The sequence below is a fragment of the Haloarcula quadrata genome, from assembly GCF_003634715.1.
GTDB lineage: Archaea > Halobacteriota > Halobacteria > Halobacteriales > Haloarculaceae > Haloarcula > Haloarcula marismortui.
In genome coordinates, this window is record NZ_RBWW01000001.1 from 2901184 (window position 1) to 2918380 (window position 17197).

The 17197-nt window shown below is 60.8% G+C and carries 20 protein-coding genes; 8 read left to right on the top strand and 12 right to left on the bottom strand.

Translation table 11 applies throughout. The features are described from left to right. The first annotated feature begins 39 nt into the window (after window positions 1–39). Window positions 40–579 (top strand): protein-tyrosine phosphatase family protein, encoded by a 540-nt coding sequence (locus BDK61_RS14975; protein ID WP_023843156.1) that lies wholly within the window; start codon window positions 40–42, stop codon window positions 577–579. A gap of 16 nt (window positions 580–595) precedes the next feature. Here BDK61_RS14975 and BDK61_RS14980 read toward each other — a convergent pair whose 3' ends face one another. The 5 genes from BDK61_RS14980 to BDK61_RS15000 form a co-directional block, all read right to left on the bottom strand. Further along, complete coding sequence (locus BDK61_RS14980) at window positions 596–1336, bottom strand: ABC transporter permease (RefSeq protein WP_121303624.1); 741 nt, start codon at window positions 1334–1336, stop codon at window positions 596–598. Beyond that, window positions 1333–2274, bottom strand: a complete 942-nt coding sequence (locus BDK61_RS14985; RefSeq protein WP_121303625.1) for an ABC transporter ATP-binding protein — start codon at window positions 2272–2274, stop codon at window positions 1333–1335. Before BDK61_RS14985 ends, BDK61_RS14980 begins: the two co-directional genes overlap by 4 nt. Before the next feature lie 272 nt (window positions 2275–2546). Continuing rightward, window positions 2547–2786, bottom strand: coding sequence for an Rdx family protein (locus BDK61_RS14990; protein WP_011222795.1), 240 nt, complete (start codon window positions 2784–2786; stop codon window positions 2547–2549). Window positions 2787–2817: 31 nt separating this feature from the next. After that, a complete protein-coding gene (locus BDK61_RS14995) occupies window positions 2818–3519 on the bottom strand; it encodes a DUF7546 family protein (RefSeq protein ID WP_007188232.1) in 702 nt (233 codons plus the stop codon). Continuing rightward, window positions 3516–4907, bottom strand: coding sequence for a heme o synthase (locus BDK61_RS15000; RefSeq protein ID WP_121303626.1), 1392 nt, complete (start codon window positions 4905–4907; stop codon window positions 3516–3518). The genes BDK61_RS14995 and BDK61_RS15000 overlap by 4 nt, the downstream gene beginning before the upstream one ends. A 142-nt stretch (window positions 4908–5049) precedes the next feature. Here BDK61_RS15000 and coxB point away from each other — a divergent pair, with 142 nt between their 5' ends. Beyond that, window positions 5050–5811 carry a cytochrome c oxidase subunit II gene (coxB, locus tag BDK61_RS15005; protein WP_121303627.1) on the top strand — a complete coding sequence of 254 codons (762 nt, stop codon included), beginning with the start codon at window positions 5050–5052 and terminating at the stop codon, window positions 5809–5811. Window positions 5812–6283: 472 nt separating this feature from the next. Here the strand turns inward: coxB and BDK61_RS15010 are convergent, their stop codons facing one another. Together BDK61_RS15010 and BDK61_RS15015 are read right to left on the bottom strand one after the other, a co-directional pair. Further along, on the bottom strand, window positions 6284–7282 hold the full coding sequence (locus tag BDK61_RS15010; protein WP_121303628.1) for an IS110 family RNA-guided transposase: 999 nt from the start codon (window positions 7280–7282) through the stop codon (window positions 6284–6286). Window positions 7283–7681: 399 nt separating this feature from the next. Beyond that, window positions 7682–8443, bottom strand: coding sequence for a CAP domain-containing protein (locus tag BDK61_RS15015; protein WP_121303629.1), 762 nt, complete (start codon window positions 8441–8443; stop codon window positions 7682–7684). 122 nt (window positions 8444–8565) lie between these two features. Here BDK61_RS15015 and srp19 point away from each other — a divergent pair, with 122 nt between their 5' ends. From srp19 to BDK61_RS15030, 3 genes are all read left to right on the top strand, one after another. Continuing rightward, the gene (gene srp19 / locus BDK61_RS15020) at window positions 8566–8844 is read left to right on the top strand and encodes a signal recognition particle subunit SRP19 (protein ID WP_004963393.1); all 279 of its coding nucleotides are present in this window, start codon (window positions 8566–8568) and stop codon (window positions 8842–8844) included. After that, window positions 8841–9068, top strand: coding sequence for an H/ACA ribonucleoprotein complex subunit GAR1 (locus tag BDK61_RS15025; RefSeq protein ID WP_004963396.1), 228 nt, complete (start codon window positions 8841–8843; stop codon window positions 9066–9068). Before srp19 ends, BDK61_RS15025 begins: the two co-directional genes overlap by 4 nt. Before the next feature lie 74 nt (window positions 9069–9142). After that, a complete protein-coding gene (locus tag BDK61_RS15030; RefSeq protein ID WP_121303630.1) occupies window positions 9143–10174 on the top strand; it encodes a presenilin family intramembrane aspartyl protease PSH in 1032 nt (343 codons plus the stop codon). Between the two features lie 18 nt (window positions 10175–10192). On the opposite strand, the gene BDK61_RS15035 is transcribed toward BDK61_RS15030, so the two are convergent. The 3 genes from BDK61_RS15035 to BDK61_RS15045 all read right to left on the bottom strand — a co-directional run bounded on the left by BDK61_RS15035 (window position 10193) and on the right by BDK61_RS15045 (window position 13516). Then, window positions 10193–11200, bottom strand: coding sequence for an ornithine cyclodeaminase family protein (locus tag BDK61_RS15035; protein ID WP_121303631.1), 1008 nt, complete (start codon window positions 11198–11200; stop codon window positions 10193–10195). Window positions 11201–11317: 117 nt separating this feature from the next. Further along, window positions 11318–11548 (bottom strand): hypothetical protein, encoded by a 231-nt coding sequence (locus BDK61_RS15040; RefSeq protein WP_004963405.1) that lies wholly within the window; start codon window positions 11546–11548, stop codon window positions 11318–11320. A gap of 633 nt (window positions 11549–12181) precedes the next feature. Continuing rightward, on the bottom strand, window positions 12182–13516 hold the full coding sequence (locus BDK61_RS15045; protein ID WP_244209691.1) for an IS4 family transposase: 1335 nt from the start codon (window positions 13514–13516) through the stop codon (window positions 12182–12184). Between the two features lie 73 nt (window positions 13517–13589). Between BDK61_RS15045 and BDK61_RS15050 the strand changes: the two genes are divergently transcribed. Further along, window positions 13590–13817 (top strand): DUF7331 family protein, encoded by a 228-nt coding sequence (locus BDK61_RS15050; protein ID WP_121303632.1) that lies wholly within the window; start codon window positions 13590–13592, stop codon window positions 13815–13817. A 36-nt stretch (window positions 13818–13853) separates the two neighbouring features. On the opposite strand, the gene BDK61_RS15055 is transcribed toward BDK61_RS15050, so the two are convergent. Further along, window positions 13854–14267, bottom strand: a complete 414-nt coding sequence (locus BDK61_RS15055; protein ID WP_121303633.1) for a DUF3054 domain-containing protein — start codon at window positions 14265–14267, stop codon at window positions 13854–13856. Between the two features lie 111 nt (window positions 14268–14378). Here BDK61_RS15055 and BDK61_RS15060 point away from each other — a divergent pair, with 111 nt between their 5' ends. Together BDK61_RS15060 and fen are read left to right on the top strand one after the other, a co-directional pair. After that, complete coding sequence (locus BDK61_RS15060; RefSeq protein WP_121303634.1) at window positions 14379–14927, top strand: GNAT family N-acetyltransferase; 549 nt, start codon at window positions 14379–14381, stop codon at window positions 14925–14927. An 88-nt stretch (window positions 14928–15015) separates the two neighbouring features. Continuing rightward, a complete protein-coding gene (fen, locus tag BDK61_RS15065; RefSeq protein ID WP_011222786.1) occupies window positions 15016–15996 on the top strand; it encodes a flap endonuclease-1 in 981 nt (326 codons plus the stop codon). A 57-nt stretch (window positions 15997–16053) separates the two neighbouring features. Here the strand turns inward: fen and BDK61_RS15070 are convergent, their stop codons facing one another. Further along, entirely contained in the window at window positions 16054–17193 is a 1140-nt protein-coding gene (locus BDK61_RS15070; protein WP_007188224.1) for an ABC transporter ATP-binding protein, read from the bottom strand. Window positions 17194–17197 lie beyond the last annotated feature (4 nt).

Sequence of the window (17197 nt, forward strand, 5' to 3'; positions counted from 1 at the left end):
GTGAAGGGTATCGGTAGGATAGGCAGGGTAACGGGTGCTATGCCCATCGTGAATCCACACCGCTTCGCGCCTGCAGCCTCCAACGAAGAGTACGTCTACGGGTCCTGTGCGCCGGGCTGGCATTCGGCCGCCACGCATCAGGACGCTCTCGACGATTGGATCGCACATATGCAGGCACACGACATCGAGCGGGTCTGCTGTCTGCTTCCCGGACAACAGCTCGACGACGCTGGGGCCAACATCCAGCGCTATCGGGAGGCCTTCGGAGCGTCATCAGTCCGCCACGTACCGGTTCCCGACCACCAACTCATCCCCCAAGACCGCCTCCACGACGATATTCTGCCGTTCCTGGTTGACGCCTGTGAGACAGAAGAGCGGGTCGTCGTTCATTGCCTGGCCGGCATCGGCCGCACCGGACAGGTACTCGCCGCGTGGCTGGTGTATCATTACGACTACGGCCCCGACCGCGCCATCGAAACTGTCCAAGAGATGGGCCGTGACCCGCAAGACGCTATCGAATCGGGGAACGCGACTGAAGCGGAGCTGTCCAGTCTGCTGTCGTCGGTCGCACGCTTGTAAAAGGCCCCGTCGGTGCTCAGTCCGTCCGCGGGAGGAGCCGCGCGCCGACGGCAAAGCCGACGACGGCACAGACTGTGAGAACGGCGAGTGGGGCGAGTGCTTCACCGGTTCCGGTTGTCGCCGCACGGACGCCACGCGAGAAGTACGTCAGCGGCGAGAGCCAAGTCGGGAGCCACGCGGGCAGGAGGGTCTGTGGGACGAACGTCTCCGAGAGAAAGAGCAGCGGGAGTGCGAGGCCGTTGCTCGCCGCGATGACGCCGTCCTGTGAGTCCGCGAGACTGCCTAGCATCGCCCCGACAGCACAGAACAGCGCGACGCCGAGGCCGACAAAGGGGAGCAACAGCCCTGACGGGCGGATTGTCGCGCCGGTGAGCCACACCATCAGACCCAGGATCAGGAGACCGGCGATGCCGATGATGACGACGTTGACGAGCGTCTGCGCCAGTAGCCACTCAGTCCGGGTCAGCGGTGTCGTCGCCAGTTTCTCAAAGCGGTTTCCGTCCCGGTGTCGCGCCACCTCGCTTCCGACACGGGAGAGCGGCGTAAACAAGACGACGACGGCCAGATAGCCCGGTGCGTAGAAGCTCGGGGGCTCCGTGAACAGCCCGCCGCCGCCCGGCTGGGTCTGGACTAGCACGCCGAAGATGACGACAATGATGACCGGGAAGAAGAAGGTGAAGAAGACGGCCGTCCGTCGCCGGAGGAAGGCCAGCGACGCCGCGCGCGTCTCCGCTGTGAGTCGCCCCAGCCGGCTCATTGGGCACCACCCGCGACCGGCTCTGTCTGTTGTGGTTCACCGCGCTGGCCGACAGCCGTCCCGGTGAGTTCGAGGTACACATCCTCCAGGTCCGGCTGTTTCCAGGTCAGGCTGTCGTACTCGATGCCGGCCTGCCCCAGTTGCTCAGTGATGTTGCCGATAGACTCCGGCCGGATGCCGTAGACGACCAGCCGGCCGTTCCGAAGCGCCGTCTCCGTCGGGTAGTCGATGGCTGAGACGGCAGCTTCGTCGAAGGACCCATCCACGATGAGCTGGCTGTCGCCGCCGTGTTCGGCCACGAGCTGGTCCGGGGAGTCGAGTGCGATGAGCGTCCCGTCGGCGAGGAGGCCGACGCGGTCCGCGAGGCGCTGGGCTTCCTCCATATAGTGTGTCGTGACCAGAATCGTTACGCCGCGGTCAGCAAGTCCCTCCAGCAATCGCCAGAGGTCACGCCGACCAGCCGGGTCAATACCGGTCGTCGGTTCGTCCAGCACGAGAAGGTCCGGGTCGTTAATCAGCGCCGTCGCGACGCAGGTCCGCCGTTGCTGCCCACCCGAGAGATTCTCGTACGTTGTGCTGGCAGTGTCGGCCAGCCCAACATCGTCGAGAACAGCCTCAACATCGCGAGTGTCGTCGTACAGACCGGCGTAGTACTCGAGCAGTTCCCGTGCCGTCAGTCGCTCGTGGGGCGCAAACGACTGGGGCAGGAGACCGATTCGGTCGCGAGCGACCGTTCTGGGCGATTGGCCGAACAGGGTTACCTCGCCAGTCGCATCTGTCGTTCCGGTCAACGCCCGCACCAGCGTCGTCTTGCCAGCCCCGTTGGGACCGACCAGCGCGAGCACCTCTCCGGTGGTCGCCGTCAGCGAAACGCCGTCAAGTGCGACCGTATCGCCGTAGCGCCGCCCGACATCTGACGCGACCAGTACCTCGTCCATGCGCCTTCGTCCGGTCGGGTGGCCGAAAGCAGTTCCGTTCTCGCGCGACTATCGGCTACACGTTACGGCCACATCTCAGACAGACGGCCGGAAGCCACGGCTTGTCCGTGACGACTGGTTGGGTGTCTTCGCAGTGGTCACAGAACTCGGTTTTCGTCGCCACTTGCCGAAAGTGTCACACCAGAACAATAAATAGTTTGTTGTGCGGTAGGCCGTCACAAACCGAGGGTAGCTTCGCCACAGTGTTCGGGTAACCGTAGCACTGCGGCCTGCTACCTGACGTGCGACCGGATCTCGCGCACGATAGCGTCTGCGTTGAGCTCGTCGGCGGCCTCGGCCTTGTCGTAGACCGTCTCGTCGTCCACACTAACCCTGAACACGCCGTGGTCACCCATGACCAGTCGGACGCTGTCAAGTTCCCGCTCAAGACCGGATAAAATCGCTTGCTGGACGTGTACTGCTCGCTCACGAAACCCACATGGGACACAGTATTCGATTTCGACGTGACTCATACTCGACTTTACGCCTGTCAGCCTGAAAGCGCTATGGCCGGTCGACCAGTGCTTGGAGCCGACCGACGAGCGTCACGTCGAACCGATGGACGCCGTACAACAGTCCAACCGAGGTGACAAACACCACCGTCGAGAGCCCGTATGACTGGGACAGGGCCGCCTGTGATAGCGTTGCCCCGACACCCACGAACCCGCCCAGTATCGACGCAAGAATCGGGAGGACACAGGAGACACATGAAAAGAGACCGACAATGCCGCCCACCGCGCCGCCACTCGCATCGACAGCAGTCACGAACACCAGATACGAGAGCGCCAGATAGCCGGCGACCTTCCACGGGATGAGCACTACGCTCAGGGTCGCGCCGCTGAACACGACCGTCGGCGAGAACCCGGGCGGGGCCTGCGTGACTAGCCGGAGACCAGTTCCCTGACCGCCCGTGCCGTACACGCCGCCGACGTACCCCAACACAAGCAGATAGCCGAGAGCGATAACCACACTGCCGATCGTCCGACGGCGGCTGGGCAGTTCCGGTCGCACTCGCAGGGCAACGAGACCCGCGATGTTGAGCCAGATGAACGGGAACACCAGCAGAAACGGGTCCGTTGCGGGCTGGGCCGTGTTGACGACGTAGCCCAAAATAAGGATGAACTCTGCGTTCAATACGGCTGCCCAGGTTACCAGCGAGCGCGTGTCTGGTATCGCGTCTCTGAGAGTCGCTGTCGTGGTGCTCATAGTGCCAGTGCGTCGACGACGATGGCAATCAGGACCGCTCCAAGGTATGCGTTCGACGCGTGGAACGCCCGGAACGCCGCCGCTTCGGTCTGTTCGCGGTGGAGCAAGACGACAGCCCAGAGGAACACCGCACCCAGCAACACCGACGTGACGGCGTACAGCCACCCAAGCGGCGTGAGCACGCCCAGAACACCCGAAGCGATGAGTGTCGCTCCGAGGTAGTAGACGATGTGCTTGCGCGTCTCCGTTTCACCACGGACGACCGGCATCATCGGGAAGCCGCCCGCCTCGTAGTCGTCCTTGTACGCGAGCGCGAGATTATAGAAGTGTGCCGGCGTCCAGAGGAAGATGATGACGGCAAGGACGACGCCCGGGAGGCCGACCGACCCGTCGGCGGCGACCCAGCCAATAAGCGCCGGTAGTGCGCCAGCGGCCCCGCCGAGGACAGTGTTCTGGACGGTGTTGGGCTTCAACACGAGCGTGTAGATGACGCTGTAGAACACAATCGCAGTCAGCCCGAGGACCGCTACGAGTGCGTTCACCTGCCAGAACAGCCAGAGTGACGCAAACGAAAGCAGCAGGCCGAAGGCCAGCGCATTCCGGACCGGAATCTGGTGGGTTGCGATGGGACGGTCCGAGGTCCGGTCCATCCGCTTGTCGATATCACGTTCGAGGACGTGGTTGAACGTCCCTGATGCGCCGATAGAGAGGACGCCGCCCCCGAGGGTAAGCAGCACTGTCCGGACAGTGAGCGTCTGCCCGGCGGCGAGTGCCATCCCGGCTGCGGCGACTAGACACAGGAGCCACATGAGCCGGGGTTTCATCAGGCGGAAGTACGCTGACGCGGTCCCGACGAGCCGTTCGCGGAACGTAAGCGCTGGGGTCCGGTCGGGGGTGTCGTCTCCGGCCGGTTCCGGTGCAGGCGTCGGATTCTTTACCGGGGTTTCGTCATCACTCCCCGTCTCAGCTTCGAGGTGCCACGCCAGGGCCAGCACGAATGAGCCGAAGATGCCCATCCCCAGAGCGAGGTGGGCGCCGGGAAGAGCTGTCTCGGCACTCGTCGCAACGATAGCGCCGAGCGCTATCTGGACCGGATACAGCACAGCCCCAATAATGATAGCTGCTTTGACACGGCCGCGACAGCCGGATCGGAGCCCGACGACGGCCATAGCCACCACGAGGAGTCCAACGGCGGCGGCGACGAGTCGATGCCCCCAGGCGACCAGCAGGGCCGTGTTCGTCACGTCGACCGGTCCGTCACACAGCGGCCAGGTAGTACAGGCTGCTGCCGCATCCGTGAGCGTTGTTGTCGCGCCGGCGAGGACTAGCAAGTACACGCCAACAGCGGTCGCGGCGAGCAGCCCGGTGAAGGTCCGGCTCTCTGCCATTGTTGTAACCTTCGATGGAGGCCACTTAGACCCCGCGATTCCGCTGTCTCTATCCGGAACGGTTCTGCTGTCCTATCGCTGCAAATCGGGGGCCTGTGGCGAAGACAGCAGTTATTTATCCCCGAAATCCTAAGCCGCATTCATGACCCGGAAACGCGCCGGCCTGGTCGCTCTGTTCGGTGCTGCGCTGCTCGCGCTCGCCGTCGAGCCGGCCGCCGCCGCACAGATTCAGGACTCGACGACGGATAGCCTCATCTGGGGGCTAAACATGAACCTCCTGTACGTCGCTATCCCGATTACGGTCCTCGTCGAAGGGATTCTGATCTACACCGTCTGGCGGTTCCGTAATCAGGAAGAGGCACTCCCCACGCAGGAGAACCGCCGACTCGAAGTGACTTGGACTATCGCGACGGCGATTATTCTCCTGTTTGTCGGCGTCGCCTCTTACCAGGTAATGGCGAGCCCGTACGTCACCGCCGAGGCCGGTGACCAGGCCGCCCTGCAGGAACAGGACACTGAACTCATTACCGTCGAAGCCCAGCGATACGGCTGGACGTTCTACTACAACGAATCGAGTTGGGACGGGCAGGCAAAAGTAACCACTCGAACGGACCTGAAGATACCGGCCAATCAAGACGTAGCCTTCCGCGTGACATCAAGGGACTGGCTGCACGCATTCCACGTGCCCGGACTCGGACTGAAATCCGATGCGTTCCCCGGCCAGTACAACCGCCTCCGAACCAACGCGGGTAACACCGGCACGTACCAGCTCTACTGTGCCGAGTACTGTGGCTCTGGCCACTCACAGATGCTCGGGACCGTCGAGGTCGTCCCGCAGGACGAGTACGAGGACTGGCTGGCAGAGCAGAAAAGCGGCGGCGACTCCGAAGGCAGCAGCGAGTAGCGCGGACGCTGACACGTTCTTTTTTGCACGCTGGCTGACGATTCAGTTCGTATCGTATTGCAATGAGCCAACTAGTACAGCTTCAGTTCTCGATCTAGAGGCTCGACGATAAGGACCGTTCAGGAAGGTTCTGAGTCGACGCGTACAAGCGAGGTGTTGTGAGTCAGCTACGCTACGACGCTGCCCTCCGAAGCTATCACGGCTCGTCACAGCCAGCAGAGTCTGGAGGATTGTGAATGGTATGTGCGACACCATTGCATTTGCCAGCAATTCACCTATGGAAACGCTGCTACCTAGACGAACCACCGTTATCGACAAAATATTTGCGCCGTCCTGTAGTCTGCGGCTCTCCCAGCCGGCAGGCGGCCGATATCTTCAGGCGGTGCGGTCGCAGTCTGGCGATAGCTGTTGCTAACGCTGGCCCCGACCGGCCACTGAGGGCCGCCCGCCCGGCGGCCCTCAGTTCCCTCCTCTATGAACTCACATCAGGCGGGTCGTATACTTCGCCCCGGTCTAGCATGTGGTAGATCGACACCAGCATTTTCCGAGCGCAGGCGACGATTGCCTTCTGTGAGTTCTTCCGGCTAGCTAACCGCTCATAGAAGCGGCTCAGGTACTCATCGTTACAGGTGTGAACTGCTGTGTTTGCAGCCTGGACGAGCAACCACCGGACACGACCCGATCCACGTTTCGAAATACTCCCTTCGATCCGCGAGTCTCCTGACTCGCGGATTACCGGGTTCAATCCCACGTAGCTGACAACCGATTTATCACCGTCAAACCGACTGATCTTGCCTAACTCGGCGTAAATCGTCAACGCCGTATAGTAACTCACGCCGGGAATGGTCATCAGCAGCTGGGTCTCCTTCAGAGACCCAGCGCGCTCCTCGATCGTTTCTTCGAGTTCCTGTATCTCCTCGGTGAGCGTCTCTATCAGTTCGAGATACGACTCCAGCAACGCGTCCCACGGCGTCGGGAGCGAGAGTTCCCGGAGGAACTCTCGTCCCTCCTTGTTCAACGGCTTCACGTCCTCAGTGATGCCGTGATCGGAGAGAAGTCCGTGAATCTTGTTGGCGTACTTTGTCCGGTTTTCGACTAGGGTCTGTCGCCCGCGCACGAGTGCGCGGGCTTCCCTGATCTCGTCGGTCGGAACATAACTCTCTGGCACCGAGTTCAGCCGCACCATCCGCGCGAGTTCTTTTGCGTCGACGCGATCGGTTTTCTTGTCCGAGTTAGCAATCTGATTCAGCTCCTTCGGGTGAGCGACAGTCACATCCAAATGTTCGGACAGCGTATCGTGGATGTGGTAGTAATTGCTGGTCGCTTCGAGTGCGGCTTCGGCACCAGCGTACCGCTGGGCGAGGTCGTCTAGGTTCGCGTTCTTGACGCGAACCTCTTCGACGATCTCCCCAGCCTCATCCATTACTGCCACCTGTGCGTACCGTTTGTGGACATCAATTCCAAGGTACATTGTCTGTTCACCCGGGACGCCAGTGCGTGAAGCAGAGATTCACCTATTCGGGCTTTCCCGGATGCCGCGCCCCGCGGCATCCGGGCTGTAACGCCCATGACTCGGCTTCTTTCGCACACGGACCAGTCAACACGACGTGCTCTAAGGCACGGAATAGCGGTCGGTCTCTTGCGCCCCATGTCTTAATTCACGCTCTCATGGCGTAGCAGCGTTTCCATCGAGTCAGCACAGTCTCAGAACAGACTGAAAGCCGGTCTGTCACCTATCGGGGCCGATAGTGACGAGCGCTTGTCCAGACAGTCGGCGCGCTAAGCGCTAAATACCACAGAATATAGCAGAGACGACGACGCTCGCAAGCAGTTGGCTGATGGAACGACGGCTGGAGCCGGCCCGCTACCGTTAGCCGCAGATGTTGGCAGTCGCGTACACGTTGCCAGTGTCAGTGATCTCCACGCCGATGCCGACGATATTGGCGTTGCGGAGCGTAAGTCGTTCGCGGTAGTCCGGCCACGCCATCCAGTCATCCACAATTTTTCTGGCGACTTCCTTGTCGGTGGCGTGGAATCGCTCCTCGCCGCCCTCCTCATATGGTTGTCCGGCGACTGTCTTCTCAACCGCTTCGAATCGGTTTCGGTCCGGTTGCTCGATGTACTCGCCTTCTGCAGATTCGAACGTACACCGGTCGTAGAGGCCGGTGTCTTCGTATCGGTCCTTACTGGAGACGCCGTCGATCTTGTGAATTGCCTTCCCTTCGATGGCCATCTGTTCACTGTGACTTCTTGCCATCTCGTTGAGGCCTTCTTCTGTCCGAAGTCCCGATTCGAACGGCGGGACACCTGCGGCCTCGCGTTCCTCGTTAAGGAACTGCCGGACGTAGTCCGAGACGTTCTGTTCGTTGAACTCACGCGCCGGAATCGACTCCTGCTGCGGGGTCGCTGTTCCGTTTGTTTCTGCCGTTGGTGTCGGCGTCGTACTATTGCCCGCTGTCGCCGTCGCCGTTGAACTATCGTCATTACCGCCGCCATCGCCGCTCTGTGAATCGGTTGTCTGTGTCGTTGTCTCCGCTGTCCCGCCTGCGAACTGTGCTCCAACAAGAACTCCCGTCCCCAAGGCCACGAGGAGCACCACAGCGGCGATAGCGAGTAACCCTTTCTTTACCATATACGACGGATAGATTACAGAGGTATGTAAGCTTGATTCTTCATATACTTAATCTGATTTTCATGTTCCCGACTGTCGACGGTGACGATAACCCATATATGCCACGGGCGGCCACTGCCGGTATGGTCGAGAACGTTATCTGGCCGGCGGCCCTCGACGCCAACCGTTCGCGAAGCGACGGGCGTCGTGTGTCACTGGATCTAGCCGTCGAGAACCCGACTGTCGACGAGATCGCCAAAGCCGTCCAGCAGGTCGGTTACGACGCGGTCATCGAACGGGACAAGACGTATCCACGCGAGTACGAAGGCCGCGGGCGAGTCGTCGTCAAGGACGCAGACGATGCGACGAAAAGCGACCTGCTCGGGGCCGTAGCGGCCTACATGCAGGCGCTCCGTGAATGAAACGCATCGGCACTGTCTCGCGGGTCGCACAGGGACTGGCCGTCGTCCGGGCACCTGACGACGAGTACGCGTCAGTGGGAACCACCGTGGTCGACGAGGAGCTCCAGACGGTTGGCTCCGTCGTCGACGTGTTCGGTCCGGTCGAGCGCCCGTACCTCGCAGTCTCGCCGAGCGACACCGTGCATCTCCCAGCGCTGGTCGGTGCGGTCCTCTACGCGCGGTAACAGCCCGCCAACCGCCGAGGCCTGTCCGCACCTGCTTCGTAACGCTCAAACCGGTTCCTGCAGGACGTGTGTGCATGGAGCGACGGTGGCGAATCCTCGGCGGCTGTGGCCTTATCGCTGGTATCTTCCTGTTCGTCCAACTCGGCGCGCTAGCGCTGGTCCAGCCCTTCGAATCGGCTGGCTACCAGGCTGTCGAGGACCCGTCTGACCCCACGAACAGCCTCATGTACATCGGGGCGATTCTGGTTGCCACGGCAGTCATGTTGCTTGCCTTCCGCTACGATGTCGATCAGCTCATTCGCGGGCTCATCGTCTTCTCGGCTGCCTGGCTCTCTCTGTACGTGTTTCAGGTACTTGTGCCGCCGGTGTTCACGTACGCCGGCCTCAACGTCGGCGCCGTCCTGTTAGCGCTGGGTCTGGGGACGGCGCTGCTGGTCTATCCCGAGTGGTACGTCATCGACAGCGCCGGTGCGGTGATGGGGGCTGCCGCTGCCGGCCTGTTCGGTATCAGTTTCGGCGTATTGCCAGCGCTCGTCCTGTTGACTGTGCTCGCGGTATACGATGCGATCAGTGTCTACGGGACCGAACATATGCTCACGCTGGCCTCCGGTGTGATGGATCTCAGGGTCCCTGTCGTCCTCGTGATTCCGATGACGCTGTCGTACTCTTATCTCGACGCGACGACGCCGAACCCAACAGCGGAAGACGAGACGAGCGATGACTCGGCGGCGGCGAACGACGACACTGAGGCGACGACGGGCACTGGCGAAGCGGACGAAAGTGACGACGTTCACGCCGACCCACTGGAGCGCGACGCACTGTTTATCGGCCTCGGTGACGCGATTATTCCGTCGATACTCGTCGCCAGCGCCGCGTTCTTCGCCTCATCGGACGTACTGTCGGTGTTCGGCGTTCCGTTGCCAGCGCTGACCGCGATGGTCGGATCCTACCTCGGCCTGACGATACTGCTCTGGATGGTGCTGAAGGGACGCGCGCACGCAGGACTTCCGCTTTTAAACGGTGGGACCATCGCCGGCTACATCGTCGGTGCACTCGCCACGGGCATCAGTCTGGTCGACGCCCTCGGTCTCGGTCCGTACCTCTAAACTGCGTTCTCGCGACAGCTATCGGCCGGTCAGGGCTTTGCTCGCGGGCGCGAAGTCGATCTTCTCGCCGCGACCGTCTGCCTTCGCCCGTTCGTACAGCATATGGCCCGCAGCGACGGTTTCGATGGCTGTGCCGCCGGAGTCAAAGACTGTAATCTCCTCGGGAGACTGCCGCCCGGAGGCGTTTCCAGCGACGATATCACCCAGTTCCGCGTGGACGTGGTCCTCATCGACGACGCCCGCATCGAGGGCGTTGATGAACGACCCGGCGTCCTGTGTCACCCGCTCGCGCAGGTCCGGAACGTACGTGGCGCGTTCGATTGTCGTCGCGTCTAGCTCGTTCTTCTCGGGATGGTACTGGCCCATCGCGGTCACGTGGGTGCCCGGTTCGAGCAGGTCACCGTCGAACACCGGTTCGCTCGCGCTAGTCGCCGTGATAACGACATCGGCCCCTTCGATTGCTGCGGCCGGGGACGCGACGGCTGCAACTGTCGGGTCCAGCGCGTCGTTCATCTCCGCAGCGAAAGACTCCCGGTTGTCGGCTGTCGGCGAGTACACCTCAATGCGGTCGAAATCACGGACCGTCGCCGTGGCACGGACCTGGCCGCGGGCCTGTGCGCCGCTGCCGATGATTGCGAGGTCGCTGGCGTCACGGCGAGCCAGTGCGTCGACACCGACAGCCCCGGCCGCGCCAGTCTTGTGAGGGTTCATGCTCGCACCGTCGAGGACAGCGAGCGGGTCGCCGCTGTCGGCGTCAAAAATCGGGAGCGTGAAGTGTGCGTCCCGTCCGCTAAAACCGGCTGCGTAGGTGTATCCACCCATCGCACCAGTGTCGGGGAGAATCGCGAGATAGCCCGTCAACATGCCCGCAGGCTCGTCCGAGAACAGCGTTGTTCTGGGAGTCGCCGGGGCCCCCTCGCCACGCTGGCGATACCCCTCCCGGACGGCGTCAACGTACTCGGCGGGTCCAGCGAGGTCAGCGACCTCGTCACTCTGCAAGAACAGCGCTGTCGCATCTGTTGTCATACTCCGTCGTTTGGGCGACCGACTCTTATACTGCCCGGCGGTGGCCAATCTGTTCGACCGGGTACACAGTCACGGAAGGTCTATCGAAGACAGGAGAAGTGACGGGTGGGACAGCGCCTAATCCGCGGTCTGGACCGGCTCCGACTGCGCGCTCTGGGCAGACGTGTCGCTTGGAACCGGGTCAACGGGGGCACGGACAAACATCGCATGGCCGATAAGGCCGACCGTCACGACAGAAGCCATCGGAATCGCTGTCGTCAGTTCGAAGCCGACAACGAACAGAGAGGCAGTGATGCCGGCCATGGCGAGCGGAATGAGTCCGAGAATGATGTCGTAATAACCCGTCATAAGTATGAATTATCCTACGGCAGTGTGGTATATGAATGTTTCCCTAAAATACGGCATAATACACTCAATGGCCCCTACAAATTTACTCAGTACCCGCTGAGTAACAATCTCATAAGTTATGAGTTGGATATGGGGAAAAGCTTAATATGTCTCTATTCCTGTGAGTTGTTCACAATATAAGGACAGGGACGACCCGGTATTCCTGGCCCGCGGCCACGCGCATGGTGTGTAGTATTACTACAAAGCCGGAATACAGTGTTTACCAACCGCTATACGATAGGTGCGTAACGACTATTTGTTTCTCGGGATAGGACCCAGCTATGCGCCCATTTTCAGAATTTGAGAACTAGATTAGGTTATTCATGGTGTGGTCATGCTGCCCATTTTCTCCGATGATAACTGGGTCCATGTGCTTATTAGGTACGCCAAGCATCCGTTCTAGTCTAACTTGATTCGGCTGACAGAGATTGTGCCAGAGCTGGTGATACATCTACGGTGAATAACTGGCGCTGAAGATTCGATCTGCTCGTGTGTGACAGCCTGAACTTCTCTCAGGAGGAAGAAGCACTGAATTGCCCATCTGGACCGAGTAGCGCAGCTAACCAGCGACGCGAATCCAGCGTTCTCGCTGGATTACGCGAGCTTGGCGTCAAACGAGTTGTACTGTACCTCCTCAAGCAATAAGGTACGGTGAGCGTTCGGGTTCAATCCGTCGTTCATCAGCGATTTGACGAGACTTGGCGTCTCATAGCCGAGTCGCCGAGCGACTCGGCGGAGTATCCGATCATTCCGGCGGCTCACAGCCTTTGCCCAGCGCTCTCGTGGCAGCAGTGACGACGGCTCAATGTCGTCGTCACTGCAGTTGTCTTCGAGAATCTCGATGAACAGTTCTCGAAGTGTCCGGCTCACAATGAGTGAAATGAGGCTGATCAGAATGAGCGCTTCAACGACCTCTGGTTTGGTTGTATCCATCTTGTCAAGGGCGTATGTAGTCTTGAGTTCACGGAAGAGAAGCTCTACTTCCCATCTAGCTTGGTAGAGCTTTGCGATATCTGAGGCAGCGTAGTCGTCAGCTGGAAGATTCGTGATGTAGAGGTGGTACTGCTGTTGGTCCTCGTTCCAGACACCAACGACGCGAAACGTCTCAACGGCACGGCTGCGCGTGCCGTTGTAGACGCGTCGCTTGAACTCGACCTCGCTCTTGGCATCAATCACGTCACGATGCAGATCGTCCAGAATATCCTGAACTTTTTCTCCCTCCAGAGAAATGGCGTTGCCACGCCATTCCCTGAGTTCGTCGACGATCTTCGGTTGTGCGTTTGGCTTCAACCGCGTCAGGAACCAGCCGCCGTTAGTGTCGATCAAGTCCATCGTCCGGTACTCGAAGTACGCCTGATCGTACAGCAGCAGTGCGTTCTCCAGCCATGGTCCAGTCGACAACTGCGTTGACTCGTGCGTGCGAGCGTCTGTGATAGAAAACTCGGTAGGGAGGCCTGTACTGGTTGATTCGACCACGTGGAGCTTCGCTCCAGCGTGGTCGTCACCAAAGCCAGGGAACTCATCAAACAGCTCCTGGAACAGCGTAATGACTGTCATATCCACGATGAAGACTTCACGGAACTCCTCAAACCGTCCTTGGAGACGGTCGCTCTCGTGATCGAGGTCCTCAAGGGCCTCCTTGAGGACCTCTCGAAGGAATGTACACAGTTCAGGCGTGAACCACTCGTAGAAGGATGAGTACCTGATCGTGCCACCAAAGGTATCGATGTAGGTTTGGCGGAACGCTTCGATTGTTCTGTGCCCGGCTGAGAGAAATCCGAGCGCAAGCGCCCAGAACAGAGCGTCAGCTTCCAACTTCCCGCCGTCGCGCTGCACCAGTCCGGTTGCGCGAGCCAGCTCGCGCAGCCGGCTGTTTGGAAAAGTATTCACCAACCGCTCTTCGATTACCTCATCCGGTGGTAGTTTCATTCACTTTCCACCGGTTTCTCATCCCGGTAACATCTGGTGGTTTTCCTGCTAACTCAGCCTTAGCCTAGAACGGATGGGTACGCCAAGATACGTTGAACCGGAGAAAAACGGAACGCCGATTCCAAACGAGACAATGAGCACGAACGCAACGGACAACACGACGGACGCCGCGACCGACGACCAAGAACGACGATACGCCGAACTGAACATCGGGGACGAGGAGTTCGTAATCTACGACCGGGAGAACCACCAGGCATGGATTCAGTCGACAGAGTCGCTTGAAGTCGCCAACCTGCGATAGTCCGTCATCGACACCCCATCCCTGCTACAGGCCGCTCTATTTTGCGACTGCAATCACGCCGCGCCAGAGCAACAGCAGCGTGCCCCCGACAAGCACGGAGACGAGTGCGAATGTCAGCGCCGCACTGCCGGGGAACATCGCCGTTGACCGAAGTCCCTGTGCGATCCCAACTGCCAGTACCCATCCCACGATAGTGCGACCGAGAGCCGCTCGAACCGTTGCGGTCGCGGCGGCGGTGTACAGTCCTCCAAGCCCTGCGACGAGGAGCCAGCCGATATAAAATGGCGTCAGCGTCCCGGCAAACCGACTCGGACTGAGTATCGGATTAATACCGTGGGTCAGCTCACCGACACCGACGAACAGGGCAATCGCCAGCAGGTCACCGACGGCGACCAGCGCCGTCCGAGCGGACAGTTCGATACGACCGTTCCCCACCGTCGAGACGCTCATACAGAGAGTTCTGACTCCGGGCACTTCCCTCCCTCGGATTTGACGACAACGGTTGGTGCCCTGAAACAGCGACCAGTACCGATTACAGTCGGCGGCCCGTTCAGCTGAACTATGGAGTTCACGCTGCTCGGCTGGCCCGAGGACGGCCACCGGCTCCGGCTGGACTACGAGCAGTTCGCGTACGCGGGCAAGTTCGTCATGACCTCGACCGGGAAGGCTGTTATCGGGGACGACGGCGTCGTGGCCGCGGCTGCGTTCGACGCCGACCGGACAGACCCGGACACCCTCTGTGTCCGGTATATCACCGTTCGGCAGGACCGACAGGGCGACCGACTCGGTGCCCGACTCCTCCGATTCGTTCGGGAGCGGGCCACGGAACGGGGCTTCGAACGCGTGTCCATCGGCGTCAACAACCCCTTTTCATACCAAGCTGCCTACCGGGCCGGGTTCTGCTTTAGCGGCGCGGAATCGGGGATGGCCGAACTCGACCTCGTCTGGCCGGGCGACCGCAGTACCGAACGGTATCAGGCCGGGCTGGACCTGTTTCGGGAGCGCGACCTCTCACCCGATGAGGAGTCGTTTCTCGTAGCGAAGGCCGACGCCGACCCGCCGACGGTCCTCAACGAGTGGGCCGAGCAGCCGTCCGCACGGACCGACTGAGCCGCTCAACCGCCGCTGACTGTGTGCCATCACGGAGTAGCACGTCGTCTCCGAGAGATTCAAACGGCTGTCGGCCAAAGGCCTGCCAATGGGAAACGCTGATTTGCGGTCGCTCGCGGCCCTGTCGGACGTGTCGTTCGACGACCTCGGCGGGAGCGTCGTCGCCGTGGACGCCCACAACTGGCTCTATCGCTATCTGACGACGACGGTGAAGTTCACCAGCGAGTCGAAGTACACCACCAGCAACGGCGAGGAGGTGGCGAACCTCATTGGAGTCGTTCAGGGCTTACCGAAGTTTTTCGAGCACGACATGACGCCGGTGTTCGTTTTTGATGGCGCAGTCACGGACCTCAAAGACGACGAGGTCGAGAAGCGCCGCGAGCAACGCCAGAAATACGAGTCCGAACTGGAGGCAGCCCGGGAAGCGGGCGACAGCACCCGCGTCGCCAAGCTTGACTCCCGCACGCAGCGGTTGACCGACACTATCGTCGACACGACGCGGGACCTGCTGGAACTCCTCGACGTGCCTATCGTCGACGCCCCGGCAGAAGGTGAGGGGCAGGCGTCGGTGATGGCCCGGCGTGGCGACGTAGACTACGTCGGGACGGAGGACTACGATGCGCTGCTGTTCGGCGCGCCGATGACGCTCCGGCAGATCACGTCGAAGGGCGACCCCGAACTGATGGATTTTGCGGCCACACTCGAGCACCACGACCTTACCTGGGAACAACTGGTCGACGCGGCGATTCTGATGGGGACGGACTTCAACGAGGGCATCTCAGGTATCGGCCCCAAAACAGCCGTCAAAGACCTCCACGAGCACGGCGACCTCTACACGGTGCTTGCGGCCCGCGGCGAACACATCGACCATGCCGACCGCATTCGGGACCTGTTTCTCGACCCCGCGGCCACCGATGACTACGAAATTCCGGACAGCATCGAGCCAGACATCGATGCCGCTCGCACGTTCGTCACCGACCAGTGGGAGGTCGATGCTGACGAGGTCGCTCGCGGGTTCGAACGCATTGACGACTCAGTTGTCCAGACCGGACTCGACCGTTGGGCGTGAAAGCAGAGGCTCACGACCGACCAACAGCGGAATAAGGACGGATACGACCGTTTCAGCTCAGACGACAGATTCGACCGTTTCGATCTCGTCGAGCGTGCGGTTCCGGATGGCCGATCCGCTGCTCGTGTCGAAGAGGTGGATGGCGTTTTCGGGGAACCGGATTTTGACGTGCTGGCCGGCTTTGAGCTGTTTCATCCCGCCAACCGTCGCGATAAACTGGTCGTCCATCGATTCGTCGAACTGCAGGTGCGCCGTGTTCTCGTTCCCGCGTGGCTCGACGACGTGGACCGTCGAATCAAACACGTTCGGACCGACGTCGCTCTGAACGAATTCGATGTCTTCGGGCCTGATGCCGAGCGTGATGTCGCTCGTGCCCTCGACGGCGGCGACCGTCTCGTCGCTGAGTTCATACTCGAACCACTCACCTTTGAGCGTCGACCCCTCCAGCGTCGTCGGGAAGAAGTTCATCGACGGTTCGCCGATGAAGCCAGCGACAAAGAGGTTGTTCGGCTCGTGGTAGCACTCAAGCGGCGTCGCGCATTGCTGGAGGACGCCGTCGTTGAGGATGGCGATGCGGTCGCTCATCGTCATCGCCTCCGTCTGGTCGTGGGTGACGTACACCGTTGTCACGTCCAGGTCTTGCTGGAGCTCCTGAAGTTCGGTCCGCATCTCGGCTTTGAGCTTCGCATCCAGGTTCGCAAGCGGCTCGTCCATCAGGAACACTTCGGGGTCCCGGACGATAGCGCGGCCAAGCGCCACGCGCTGTTGCTGCCCGCCGGAAAGTTCGCCGGGCTTGCGGTCGATGAGCTCGAAGATGCCCATATCCTTGCACGCCTTCTCGACGCGCTCGTTGATCTCGTCGTCGGGCATATCCGTCGATTCCTCCAGCCCGAACGCCATGTTCTCCCGCACGGTCATGTGTGGGTACAGGGCGTAGGACTGGAACACCATGGCCACGTTCCGACGGGCCGGCGGCTGGTCGTTGATTATCTGGCCGTCCAGTCGGATTTCGCCGCGCGTGATGTCTTCGAGCCCGGCAATCATCCGGAGCGTCGTTGATTTCCCACAGCCCGATGGGCCGACGACACAGAGGAACTCCCCGTCCTCGATGTCGACCGAGACCTCGTCAACTGCAATGATTTCGCCGTCGTCGTCTTGGAACGTCTTCGTTACCTCGTCCAGTGTGAGTTGTGCCATTGTG